The 12,544-nt window shown below is 47.3% G+C and carries 5 protein-coding genes and 12 pseudogenes; 4 read left to right on the plus strand and 13 right to left on the minus strand.

Annotated features, from left to right (window positions below):
• The 3 pseudogenes from trbB to ACJHX3_RS23840 form a co-directional block, all read right to left on the minus strand.
• Positions 1 to 778: pseudogene (gene trbB, locus ACJHX3_RS23830) on the minus strand (IncI1-type conjugal transfer protein TrbB); the annotation flags it as partial.
• A pseudogene (trbA, locus tag ACJHX3_RS23835) lies at positions 779 to 1,174 on the minus strand (IncI1-type conjugal transfer protein TrbA); the annotation flags it as partial.
• 123 nt (positions 1,175 to 1,297) lie between these two features.
• Positions 1,298 to 2,333, minus strand: a pseudogene (locus tag ACJHX3_RS23840) (integrase core domain-containing protein).
• A gap of 353 nt (positions 2,334 to 2,686) precedes the next feature.
• On the opposite strand from ACJHX3_RS23840, the gene ACJHX3_RS23845 reads away from it, so the two are divergent.
• Positions 2,687 to 3,277, plus strand: a complete 591-nt coding sequence (locus tag ACJHX3_RS23845) for a hypothetical protein (protein ID WP_206310327.1) — start codon at positions 2,687 to 2,689, stop codon at positions 3,275 to 3,277.
• A 125-nt stretch (positions 3,278 to 3,402) separates the two neighbouring features.
• Here the strand turns inward: ACJHX3_RS23845 and tnpC are convergent.
• The 7 genes and pseudogenes from tnpC to ACJHX3_RS23880 form a co-directional block, all read right to left on the minus strand.
• Positions 3,403 to 4,898 (minus strand): annotated as a pseudogene (gene tnpC / locus ACJHX3_RS23850) (IS66 family transposase).
• 19 nt (positions 4,899 to 4,917) lie between these two features.
• Positions 4,918 to 5,265, minus strand: coding sequence for an IS66 family insertion sequence element accessory protein TnpB (tnpB, locus tag ACJHX3_RS23855; protein ID WP_000624638.1), 348 nt, complete (start codon positions 5,263 to 5,265; stop codon positions 4,918 to 4,920).
• Positions 5,265 to 5,642, minus strand: a pseudogene (gene tnpA, locus ACJHX3_RS23860) (IS66-like element accessory protein TnpA); the annotation flags it as partial. The gene tnpB and the pseudogene tnpA, both read right to left, overlap by 1 nt.
• A 13-nt stretch (positions 5,643 to 5,655) precedes the next feature.
• Positions 5,656 to 6,800, minus strand: a pseudogene (locus tag ACJHX3_RS23865) (IS4 family transposase).
• Between the two features lie 84 nt (positions 6,801 to 6,884).
• Positions 6,885 to 7,144, minus strand: a pseudogene (locus ACJHX3_RS23870) (IS66 family insertion sequence element accessory protein TnpB); the annotation flags it as partial.
• Positions 7,145 to 7,255: 111 nt separating this feature from the next.
• Positions 7,256 to 7,441: pseudogene (locus tag ACJHX3_RS23875) on the minus strand (IS630 family transposase); the annotation flags it as partial.
• Positions 7,442 to 7,683: 242 nt separating this feature from the next.
• A pseudogene (locus ACJHX3_RS23880) lies at positions 7,684 to 7,952 on the minus strand (IS1 family transposase); the annotation flags it as partial.
• 52 nt (positions 7,953 to 8,004) lie between these two features.
• On the opposite strand from ACJHX3_RS23880, the gene ACJHX3_RS23885 reads away from it, so the two are divergent.
• The 3 genes and pseudogenes from ACJHX3_RS23885 to ACJHX3_RS23895 all read left to right on the plus strand — a co-directional run bounded on the left by ACJHX3_RS23885 (position 8,005) and on the right by ACJHX3_RS23895 (position 10,088).
• A complete protein-coding gene (locus tag ACJHX3_RS23885) occupies positions 8,005 to 8,346 on the plus strand; it encodes a CDP-glycerol glycerophosphotransferase family protein (RefSeq protein WP_354665300.1) in 342 nt (113 codons plus the stop codon).
• 34 nt (positions 8,347 to 8,380) lie between these two features.
• Positions 8,381 to 8,892 (plus strand): annotated as a pseudogene (locus ACJHX3_RS23890) (ABC transporter permease); the annotation flags it as partial.
• 230 nt (positions 8,893 to 9,122) lie between these two features.
• A complete protein-coding gene (locus tag ACJHX3_RS23895) occupies positions 9,123 to 10,088 on the plus strand; it encodes a hypothetical protein (protein WP_000590348.1) in 966 nt (321 codons plus the stop codon).
• Here ACJHX3_RS23895 and ACJHX3_RS23900 read toward each other — a convergent pair.
• The 3 genes and pseudogenes from ACJHX3_RS23900 to ACJHX3_RS23910 form a co-directional block, all read right to left on the minus strand.
• Positions 10,089 to 10,490 (minus strand): annotated as a pseudogene (locus ACJHX3_RS23900) (RNA-guided endonuclease InsQ/TnpB family protein); the annotation flags it as partial. It lies immediately after the preceding gene.
• 1,253 nt (positions 10,491 to 11,743) lie between these two features.
• Complete coding sequence (locus tag ACJHX3_RS23905) at positions 11,744 to 11,821, minus strand: IS1 family transposase (protein ID WP_071604207.1); 78 nt, start codon at positions 11,819 to 11,821, stop codon at positions 11,744 to 11,746.
• Between the two features lie 325 nt (positions 11,822 to 12,146).
• A pseudogene (locus ACJHX3_RS23910) lies at positions 12,147 to 12,544 on the minus strand (IS1 family transposase); the annotation flags it as partial.

Genomic DNA, 12,544 nt, shown 5'->3' on the forward strand with positions numbered 1-12,544 from the left:
CGGCAAATCCGAACTTACGGAAGGCGACATTGTTAACATCAATCGCAGCTCTGGCTGCTTTCAGGCATGTTTCATCTGCAGGCGTTGTTTCTTCTGATGGCGTCATCATTCTGTTATCTGCGGAATACAGTCGGTGCCAGCCGGCAGCACGTTTCTGAGCATCTTTTTCACACAGCAGTGGTGCCACACGGTCGGTAGATTCCTCTCCACCAATAACTGAAACCGGGTAGATAACGACATTGAAGTCGCTGGCCAGGCGTTTTAAGGCTGGCTCCAGAAGTCTGCAGTTAGGACAGGCAGGATCGAGAAATGCGTACAGGGTTCGTTCATGACCGGATGACAGGTTGATGGTAAACATTCCCCGATCGGCGTTCCGCTTCAGAACAGTAGCCAGATTATGTCGGGCAGTTGCGGCTTCCGGATTTTTGCTTGTGATTGTTTTCTCCGGTACTTGGACGTTTTTTTTCGGGGGAACCGGGAGTTGAATGCCTTCATTTAATGGCACGGTGTGATTCAGGTGCGGGGGAAGCAGTCGTGGCTCACCTGCCGTCTGTACTGCTTCAGGCGTTGTATCATCCCAGAATACACGATCAAGATAGCGGAACAGAGAGAAGGCAATCGTTGCCATTACGAACAGCACTACGCTGGCGATTATTGCACGGAACAAAGGCGTTCTGCTGAAGCGGCGTTCCATCAGGTATTCAAGGCGCAGGCAGGAATCAATAGCTGTAAGTATCTGGTCAGCGTTATGCTCCTGTTTATCAATCAGGACGATTTCAAAGATGTGTGGCAGTCGGGTAATATCTACTGGTCTGCGGGTGAAATGGCTTTGTCCCGGATGTTGATACCATTCCTACAAACACCAGAGTGTCACAGATAAGAGGTACATCCACAGAATACCTATGGTCTGCTCCATGACGTTAACCTACTGGCTATAGCTTATGTTGGCGGCGTTGTTACCGGTCATGGCAAGCAGGTTGTATCGTGGTGCTGCATAGTTATGAAATGGTCCCCAGTCGACCAATCCCCATAAGGTATGAAGTATTAGGCAGCTGGCATAAACCACTTCCGGCAAGAATAACCATATGACGAATAGCAGTAGGGTAAGAAGGGTACCAACAGCGCCCCATATCTGCATAGGATCTTCTGCGACAGGCTGTCGATTGTAAGACATGACAAAGTCTCCATTTCTGGAATTTAAATCAAACGGAAAGGTTAAAAATTTATTTTCAGGCGATAAGAGCTAATCAAAGGAATTAGCCGTGCGATAAAAGGATTGTTGCAGATACGAAAGTCGTTAGAATAGTGTATGGGTCCACCACATATTGCAATTTTAAAATATATTCCACGGGTGTCATTAGCGTGAGCGCCTTATGGGGCCTTTTGCTGTTATACAGCACCAGATATTCCGCCAGCTTCTGATTAAATAGCGCCAGATCTTCAAAGAGTAAAATCTCATTAAATTCAATAAACTGCTCTCTTAACGTCCGGTTAAAACGTTCACAGATAGCGTTCATTTTTGGCGTGTAGGGATAGGTCCAGAGGTGTTTGATAGCGGCTTCCTGCAGCGTTTTGTCGAAGTTTCCCAGGAACTCTTTTCCGTTATCTGTGATTATCTAGCTGATACCGACCGGGAACAGCCGGGCTGCGCGGCTGAAGAAATGATTGACGATATCACTGTTGAGCGACGGCACAGCCAGCGCCAGCGCGTAATTGCTGCATTCGTCGATCATGGTGATGACATAGCGACGCAGTTCGCCCATTCTGAGCTCAATGGCGTCCATCCCAATGAGCTCACCTGTCTTTACCGGGCGGTAGTGCTTTGGCCTGCGGGGGGGGGCAGACCGCTTTTTGACAAGCAGTGCCTTCCCCCGTGATCCCAGACGCACAGGTATCATCCGCATTTTATCATGTGCGGCAGCGATCATTCTGCCAATGGTGGAAACACTAGGACAGGCCAGATAGCGCTGTTCGCACCAGGGCTTCAGGCGAACAAAAATCTGCTCTTTACCGAGGTTTGGCAGCTCTGTCCTGAGGCGTCGAATCTCTTTCAGCACATCGGGATGCCAGTGCTTTTTTCGCCGCACTAGAGGTGCCTTACTGTGCGGGATTAGCCCCTCAGGTCCTTCCTTGTTCAGTAACTGACGCTACCAGTAAAGCGTGCGGCAGGACACGCCAAAGGCTTCAGAAGCCGCAGAAATACCGTGTTTATCCCAGAAGTGCAGAGCCTTCATTCTCATTGTTGCTATATCTGCCATCACTGAAAGCCTCAACGCATAATCGGCCGTTTGGTAGTACTTAGGATAGCCAACCATCAGATGCTGCATTTGCATAGTGCAATCTCCCCTTACTTATCCGGAGGTAATTGCAATATCTCTGTGAACTTACACAAAGCTCGTATTATACATCTAATCCAACTCATTGGAGGCATCACCAATTTTGGCTTTTCATTTTTTTCCAATTAAAAGATAATGCCGGTCACTTTCATGAACGTATTTATTTTCCTGAGAGAGGATAGTTTTATGCTGCCAGACCAGACCAGACCAGACCAGACCAGACCAGACCAGACCAGACCAGACCAGACCAGTGTACCGTTAGTGTTAGTAGAAACTTCTCATTTAAGTATTACGACGAAGCTGGAAATCTTATCCCGAACGCTAATCCTGAAGACATCCCCGGTCTTACCGTGGAGTTCGCCGATGAAACATCGGAGCTCGAGATCCATCGTCCCCATGCGTTCCAAAAGACTTCGATCGTCGTGGGCAAGAATTGCCGAGTTGTGATCCTCGGCAATGCAACCGTTTGGGTGTCGCTCAAGATTCTGACCTTGAACCAAAACGAAGTGCACATTGGCCGGAACTTCGACGTTCGCAGCGCGGACTTGGTGTGTAAACCTGAACCAGGCGTGAATATTCGGATTGGAGACGATTTTCTGGGCTCTTCACAGCTCCTGTTCCGCCCGAGTGACGGGCATACCATTTATAGTCTGGAAACGAAGAAGCCCTTGAATGAGCCTAAGTCTGGCATCAGGGTGGGAAACCACGTTTGGTTTGGTCAGCGCGTGACGTGTCTCAAGGACGCCGTCGTGCCCGACAACTGCATAGTTTCCTTCGGGTCGATTGTCACACGTCAGGTGTTTCCCTCAAATGCGGTGCTTGGTGGAGTTCCGGCCAAGGTGCTCAAGACTGGTGTTAATTGGTCGAAATTGAATACGTTCAGATACCGACGCAAGTTTGCCTCCGAGTTTCTGGTGGGGCCTGAGAGCGATATGTCGTGACGGCCCCCCACCCTGTTAGGCTGCGTATTACGCTTCTGGACGTTGTCGTGCCCGACAGCTATATAATTTCCTTCGGGTTTGCTTTCAGTCAGCACGTAAGCGGCTAGCCAGAACCGTATTGATATTTACTTAGAGGTCAGATCAACTTTCCAGGGCAACAGATCGCGTACCCGGTTTGCCGGCCAGTCCTGGATATGCTCAATAACGTAACGCAGCCATTTTTCTGGCTCTACATTGTTCAGACGGCATGTGCCGATCAGCGAGTACAACACCGCCGCATGTTCGCCACCGCTGTCGGAACCCGCGAAGAGCCAGTTTTTCCGGCCTACGGCCACTCCCCGTAAGGCGTTCTCTGCAATGTTGTTGTCGATTTCCACCCAGCCATTACTGCAGTACACGTTCAGGGCCTCCCACTGTTTCAGCAGGTATGCGAACGCTTTTGCCGTATCCGAGTGACGCGACAGTGTTTTCATCTGAGTCTGTATCCAGTCATACAGTGACTGCATCAGTGGCGCAGCTCTGGCTTTTCTTGTCGCCAGACGCTGTTCTGCTGAACATCCCCGGACTTCTGCCTCATGACATACAGTTCACCGATACGCTGCAAGGCTTCCGTTATTCTGCCGGATTCGTATAACACCCGGTAACCACCGTAAGCATCGGCCTGAAGCACACCGCTGTAACCAGCCAGATGATTTTGTGGATGAATACCTTTCCGGTCCGGTGAGTACGCGAACCAGACCGCCGGGGGCATCTGTGAACCAGCATTACGGTCATCACGGACGTAGGCCCACAGCCGGGCAGTCCTTGTTTTACCACTGCCCGCCTCCTGGACCGGAACGGGGATATCATCGGCATGGACTTTACCGGGCATCAGCACATACTGGCGTAGGACGTCATACAACGGCTCCAGCCGTTCAGCAACAGCACCTGTCCAGCGCCCCAGTGTGGCACGGCTCAGCTCCACTCCCTGACGACGATATATTTCTGACTGGCGGTATAACGGCAGATGGTCTGCATATTTTCCAGCGACAACATGGGCCAGAAGCCCCGCTCCGGCATAACTGCGTGCAATGGGTTTTGAAGGCACCGGAGCCTGCACGATATGGTCGCACCGGCAACAGGCCAGTTTCGGACGTTGTGTTTCGATAACCTTAAAGGCGCTGCTGATAAGCTCCAGTTGTTCTGACACATCACATCCCAGAGAACTGAGTTCGCCACCACAGGCAGGACAGCATTCCTCTTCCGGCCGGATAACCCGGGTTTCACGGGGAAGTGAGGCCGGTAACGGTTTACGGGCTGAAGACTGGCGCAGGGCGGATGGCAGTACCGGATCATACTGCTCACCCAGCGTTTCCGCCATTTCTTCCTGAAGTGCGCTGATTCGCTCCTGTGCTTCCTGTATCTGTCGTTCGGTTTTTGCGCGAAGTTTTTCTGAGCTTTTACCGAACTGCATGCGCTGCAGTTTTGCAACCAGCGCCTTCAGCCGGTTGATTTCAGAAGCATAAGCCGCCACCCGCTGTGAGAGCAGGCAGTTGTATTCGGGCATCTGGCGGATGGTGTCCTGTTGCGTCTGCAACAGTGCCCGCAGGCGGGCATTCTCATGAGCAAGTGAGGTGTCCATATCCTCACTTTACAACGGGTTATATACGGATTCCAGCGCGTTCCGTTCGTTTCGGGTGCTTCCAGTTGATGCCCTCAAGAAGCATGGACAACTGAGCCGGAGTAAGGTGAACCTTTCCATCGCGGGTGACCGGCCAGACGAAGCGGCTCCGCTCCAGGCGTTTGGTGAAGAGGCACAGTCCGTCACTGTCAGCCCACAGCACTTTTATCTGGTCACCCCGGCGTCCGCGGAAGATAAACAGGTGTCCAGAGAACGGGTCATCCTTCAGGACGTTCTGAACTTTTGAGGCCTGGCCGTTAAAGCCATTTCGCATGTCGGTGATACCGGCAACCAGCCAGATACGCGAACCGGCAGGGAGAGATATCATTAGTGGCTGCTCTCTTTCATTTCGCGGATAAGTGTCTGTAATAACGCCGGTGTTAGTTCACCTTTCAGCCTGAGAGTTCCGGCCGGCAGAACTAGCTCACAGCACAGACTGTCAGACGGTGTATTTATCTGCTCTGGTTCCTGTGCCGGAGCCGGGATTTTATTATCCGGCTCCGGCGTTAACGTCACGGGAAGCAGTGCAGGCATATTCTTTCCGGAAGGCAGCAGGCCACCTTTCCGGTATTGATGGCGCCAGTTGAAGAGCAGGTTATCGTTGATTCCGTTTTCACGGGCGATCTGCGCCACACAGGCTCCGGGCTGCAGTGACTGTTCCACTAAGGCGATTTTAAACTCATAAGGAAAATTAGGCCGCCGGGGTAATGCCAGTCAGTTAAGCAACTGACTGGCTCTTTTTCGGGGCTGTGGGGTATTTCCAGGGCCTCTCCTTTACCACTCTCGGGAAGGCCCTTTCCCTTCTTGTCGGTAATTTCACAAGTTGTCCCATACTTGCAAGATCGCGCATCAGCTCCGGTATACGTCCCGGTGAAGCGCCCTGTAATGTCATCAGCATTCTCATCACCATTCCGCATGATTCTGAGAAACTCAGTTGATTCGGCCAGTAACCTTTCAGATGTTCCGCCATTTCTCCTCCGGGGAAGCGCATGGCGTCCGTCATCGGCAGACTTTTCCTTTGCGCGTCACGGTCAGTAGGCGGGCTGTCACCTCATTTCCCAGTCCCGGCCACTTTTTTCGTGCCTGCGGGCTGGTTTTCAGCTTCACCAGATGATCGCCTTTACCCAGTTTTCTGCTCTCTTCATATTGCGCTCCCTTTCTGAGAGGGATCATCTAGTGGCGGTGTTCTCCCGCCTGGCTTCAGGCATTTAACAGTCCCAGTGAGTAATAACCTTTATCCATTAACGTCAGGGTGTTATCGCCGATTTGTTCTATAAGTTGCTCAGCAAGCTCATTTTCGCTGTTCTTCATCGTGCCGAAGGCTGCAGCCGTCATCAGATGGCTGGTCAGTTCCATCTGGCAGACCATTTTGACCTGCGGGTAGAGCGCCGGGTTCCCGGCATGTGTCTGGCGGGGGAAGGCTGCATCGTTCTCTGGTGTATCCGGTGTGCGCCAGAACACACCATCGATGGCCAGCAGAGTCAGGCCGCACCAGTGCGGATGCGGCGTGGCGTTATGCCAGAGCTGCGCTGTTTTCGTGAACACGCGGCGGACAGCCTCACTTCCCAGGCGCTGGCGGGCCTGAATAACGGCACTGGGGGCAACGAAGGGGCGATTGCCCGGTAGCATGATGTCCAGGCGATTCACAATCTGGTGAAGAGGTTCTTTACGCTCAAGCGCCATGCCAACAATACACCAGACCATCATTTCGAGGGGAAGACGGCGCTTGCGTAGCGTTACAGTACCTGATTCGGCAAGGCAACGAGAGATGAGTTCGGGGTCGAGGTAATCCCCCAGAGAAGTCAGTGGGTTACGCAGAGAATCGTAACGGGATACCAGATCAAGGGCCTGTCCAATATGCATAAAAAAATCCGGAAACGAGTGAGCGTTTCCGGATTCTTACACAGCCACAGGATCGGTCAACTGATCCTTAACTGACTGGCATTAAGGCCGCCGGGGACGTTTTTTTACCACCGGGACTTCGGACATAACGGAGTTTTCAGTAAGTACGACAGGTACGAGGCACTCCCGTAAAGACGGGCATCAAGTTCTCGCTCCAACATACCTGCGGGCAGAGGCCATAAAAGGCCAGCTTTGCGGAAGCGCACGAACATACCACAAACTGTTGATTTTGGTACGCCCAGGCGACGTCCGGCCACAATCCGTGGTAAATGTTCTTCAAAGTGAAGACGTAAAGCTTCAGTGATCCAGGTTCAGTATTCCATACGATAGTGTCCATTAAAAATGATGGACATTATTTTTGTGGAGCCGGAGGAAACAGACCAGACGGTTCAGATTCGGAACTCCTGAGGAAACTAGTTAATCCAGCGACCAATCGATAAGTGGGCACAGTAGAGCGTTCTGGCAACATGGCAGACGGTGTCACCACGATGTAGCATCAGCATGGCGGTGAGCCGCCGGGCGTGGTTTTTGTCCTTTGTTTTATGGATAGTTTTCTGCATCAGGCGTCGTTCGGTTCTAGAGATTGGTGCTATAATTGGCATTGCTCAGTCCGGCTGGTGATTTTGGATATTCAGCGATTGATCAGATCACATAAACCGGACAGAGTTCCCCCTGAGTGAGCTACTATTTCGAGCAGTTATTTAGAATGTGGTGCTTGGTGGAGTTCTGTGCAAGGTGCTCAAGAAGGAGGGGGAGAATTAGTTGATTTCTGTGAAATTACCCGGTGCTGGTCGTTGTTAGGCCGGTACGGTAGCGTGCCCGGAAGATATGGTGACGCCTCCAATTAGTAGAACATGTATTTTTCAATAAAACGCTCCTATGACTTTTTCGTGAAGCTCACTAGAACGTGAAAAACAGAGTGTTTTGCAGGCCAGCACGCCTGTATGGTACGCGTACCAGAGCCTGCGCTACCGGGCTTTACTGCCAACGAAGCTCCATTGCTCATAGGGTTCGCAGATAAGGCCACATCAGCATGTGCAACGGGTGAAGACGTTATTCGCTCTGGCGAGAGTTTTTTAAAGTTCTGATGACGGTGTTAACGCTAGTTTTCAATGCTCATTTTCATTTATCTAATCGATTTAACTATTAGAATTTTTCTAAAGTTATTGATGCTGGGAGCTATCCAGATATTCAAGAGCTAATGGTTACTTCTTTTGCAGGGATTGCTGATTATTCAAGTTGGATTTACGACATTTTGCTTCTAAGACGGCCTGGGTTTATTTATGTAGCCGACGTCGATTCATATCTTAGTCAACGGGAACTGTATTTTCCAATTGACTCAACGCCCTTCCCATTTTCGTCGAATGTAGAGGAACTTTGTGTTTCTATTACCAATTTTTATGAAAACAAGTTCAATGTTCTTGTAAATTTATTTATAGAAAATGAAGGGGCTATCGATGCATGGGAATGCATCGGTTCGAGTTGCAGACGTCATTCTTCAGAATGATTAATTAACCTTATGTGAAAAGTAAAAATAAAGGCAAACGAATCAGGAGTTGTTTGATTATTGGCCAGCAAATCCATCGATACGATCATCGCACATGCCTTGCTTGAGACTTTAATTTATACTGCTGTTTATATTCTACTTATATTCATTGTCTAGATGACAGGCGAATATTTCGAAATAACAAATCTATTACAACTAGTGCTCAGTTGGCGTTTGTTAATCATTCTGTTATGTGGCGTTGGCTTAATTTTCATGGTTGTAGGTAGAGCCTTTCCAGAAATGCAAAAGGTTCTACCGATACTAATCAAACCACTCTATTTCACTTCTTGTGTCATGTTCCCCTTGAATGCAATCCCAAAACAATATTGGGGTTATATTCTCTGGAACTCATTAGTGCATATAGTGAAATTAAACCGTGAGGCCGACATGCCCGGCCATATCAGTGACGGAGTAAGCATGAACTATCTGACAATACCCACATTAATAATACTGTTCATTGGTTTGGCGTTATATAGATCTCGTGAGAAAGCAATGCTGGCATTATGATTAATTCTTTGACAATGTCATGTTGCACACTAATGTAGCGACATTGTGTGTTTAACATTAGACCATTTGAGAAATACTTATTATTTTATTTGTGGTGCAAACAAACCATCAAAACCCCATCAATTGCTGGGATGGGCAACTAGTATGCGATCGCGATTGAACTTTGAGGTGTTATGTCGACAACAAAAATGAGTTTACTGGATACTATTGTCATTAGATAGGGTGGAGCCATGATCAAAATATTTAAGATTCACTATGTGTTTTTGTTTTTGTTTTTTTTGTTTGGGGAAGGCATTGTAAACACAAATGCCACATCAAATAATGATATTTTAATTGATGATAGCTATGTGTTAAAAAAAATAAAATTGTATCGATTGGGTTCAGGTAGAAATAATGTTGTTCAGGGGGTAGTCATTGACAATAAAAGAAGAAACTTATATACGCTACATATGTCAGGGAAGCCAGAAAAAGGTGTTGTAAATGTTTTTTTTATTGATGAGAAATCCAATCAGATTACAGCTCATTCCTTTCAGAAACCAACAGATTTTATTGGTCACCAGGGGTTGACTTATGATTGTAATAGTGGGTATTTAGTATCTTCAACCGGTGAAGCATTTACTTCAAGAGGATGGTTTGTAACTCACTTTAAATACAACCATCAGGCTTTCCCTCACGATATGAAATTTACAAAAGTATTTGATGCCCCTTATAAACCACATCTAAGTACAATGCCTACCTTAACCTTAGATGCTAAATATTTAATAGTGCGGAGTAAGTTAAAGACACGGGAGCTATTAAGGGTTTACGATACAGAAAAAGTAGATTTCAGAAATTCAATAGATATTTCATCGGAAGAGAACTTAGAATGGTTTATTGATGAAGGGTTAACCAAGGATGGTTATGTATTACAAGCTATTACTGCCGACAACAAATATATATACTTGTTGAGCGGAGGTAAAAACAGAGAAAGCAAAAGGCTTTATATTTACACCTTAACTGGAAAGCTTATAAGAAAGTTTAATAATGTAACAATAGGAAAACAAGATGCTATTAAAAGTGGAAAAGAAAAACATTGGGAACCTGAAGGTTTAGCAATTGATAGCAAATCAAAATCATTGGTTATCATGTATGCTTTAGGTGATTATAAAAAAAGATTTGCTCAGTTATATTATGTTCCTTTAGATAGACTTATATAGTTGACTGACCGTACCTGCTGCTGACTTTGACATGTCGCTGACCTTCAAATCCTCAATGGCTATCATTGCGTGTTTTTTGCTGATTGTCGTTGTGACTTTGTGAAGGTAGTCCCTGCGGATATTTGCGATACGGGAATGCAGACACTGTATTTTGCGTTTCTGCTTCTGCCAGTTGTTGCTGAATTTGACCTTGCGGCTTAACTGTCGCTGAAGTCTCGCCAGCTTTTTCTGGTTTTTCTGAAAAGTGTTTACAGTCTCAAAGACTGTGCTATCTGACAGTGTGGCAAGTTTAGCCACGCCGGCATCCAGTCCGACCATTGATATTGAAGGATGAACAGGAGTGGATATTTCACTTTCAGTCTGAATACCGATGTATCACTTACTGCAGGATTGGCTGACTGTAAAGCCTATGTATGATTTTTGCAGAGCGGCAAGCAAGAAACGCAAAAGCGCAACGGACAAGAAAGTATCGTACCGCCGAGGAAACGTTCACATGGCAGCCAGCCAGACGGCGCTAAGGGGGGGCTTAATTAACAGGAATTGGCGCGTACCAGCGAAGATTTTAACTTGGGCAGTAGCGAGTTTATTATGAAGGAAACAATATTTGTTTTTTATAAACATCATTTTATGTGCATCCTGCGTTTGCTGCAGGGATGGACGAGCAGGAAAAAATCCAAATTAAGATGATCTCCGCATATTTTTTCTCATTCCCCACCACTGGTGGGGATTTTTTTATTTCTTTAAAACTCACGGTATTTTCTCAACGTTTTTTTCGAGTTTTGCTTGCTGTTTATCTGTCAGCCATGAAAAGAAGCATTAAGATGATATTTACTTTGCATATCATATAAAAACTTAGCATCAAATTTCGTCAGTTGGATTTTGGCGATTAACGCGCTTTGCAGGGCATTTTCCAGTGCCTTATATAACAGATCTTGAATTGTTTGTCTTTGGTGAGTATTTTTTTTCGTTATCTCCCAGTTCGATCGACTGGCTCAACTCCATCTGAAATATCAGTGTATCCGTAGGTCGACCTCGTTTACCAATAGCCTGTTTCATATTGCTGTGGGGTTCAGGTCTTTTATTATGGGGGGGTATTTTTGATTAAATTCTCTAAACGTGTTATATGACTTGTGCTTTTCCAGCATCATCATAAATTTAAATTCTGCAATGCTAACTTCAATGTTAGCCCTGTAAGTCTTGCCGAGTTGTGATCTTCGGCAATGTAACCGTTTGGGTGTCGCTCAAGATTCTGACCTTGAACCAAAACGAAGTGCACATTGGCCGGAACTTCGACGTTCGCAGCGCGGACTTGGTGTGTAAACCTGAACCAGGCGTGAATATTCGGATTGGAGACGATTTTCTGGGCTCTTCACAACTCCTGTTCCGCCCGAGTGACGGGCATACCATTTATAGTCTGGAAACGAAGAAGCCTTTGAATGAGCCTAAGTCTGGCATCAGGGTGGGAAACCACGTTTGGTTTGGTCAGCGCGTGACGTGTCTCAAGGACGCCGTCGTGCCCGACAACTGCATAGTTTCCTTCGGGTCGATTGTCACACGTCAGGTGTTTCCCTCAAATGCGGTGCTTGGTGGAGTTCCGGCCAAGGTACTCAAGAGAGGGAGAATTTAGTTGATTTCTGTGAAATTACCCGGTGCGCCTACCATACTGGTCGTTGACATACCTGAGCAGACTGACAACAGGGACAATGAATGTTAACGCTGGCCATAAAGAACATCAAAAGCTCGTATTATACATCTAATCCAACTTACTAAAGGCATCATCGTTGAACGGTTACTTTCTCATGATGCATTAAATCAATGCCCTCAAAGGAAGGCCCACAGTTGTGGCTGTCGTAGAATGGTTGTTCCTGTCTTTGAGTGTTACCAATTGATATACCAGCACTAAGCCATTAAAATAAAAAACATAGAAATAAGTACCGACTATGTTAAGAGAGACGAAGTGCCAGAATCCTTCTGGCGAACTTACCTAGAGCACCTACCGTACTGGACGTTGTTAGGCCAGTGCGGTAGCGTGCCCGGAAGATATGGTGATACCTCCAATTAGTAGAATATGTATTTTTCAATAAAACGCTCCGATGACTTTTTCGCGAAGCTCAACAGAACGTGAAAAACAGAGCGTTTTGCGAACCAGACGTTTAATACGGGTACGGAGCGTCAGATTATTGCGCTCAAGATTTTGCCGCTCAGATGTTTTCCCTTCGGTATCACCCGGCCATAGCTGCCTCAGTCATCAGTGATCACCGTTCCGATGTTAAAGGGCATGAGCAGTGCCAGTAATTCACGACAGGTTTTCTCTGTACGTGAGCCAAAAGTGCAGGCCAGCACATCTGTATGGTACGCGTACCATACAGGTGTGCTGCCGGGCTTTACTGCCAACGAAGCTCCATTGCTCATAGGGTTAGCAGATAAGCGCAACATCAGCATGTGCAACGGGTGAA

Source organism: Escherichia sp. WS1265 (assembly GCF_046487585.1).
GTDB lineage: Bacteria > Pseudomonadota > Gammaproteobacteria > Enterobacterales > Enterobacteriaceae > Escherichia > Escherichia coli.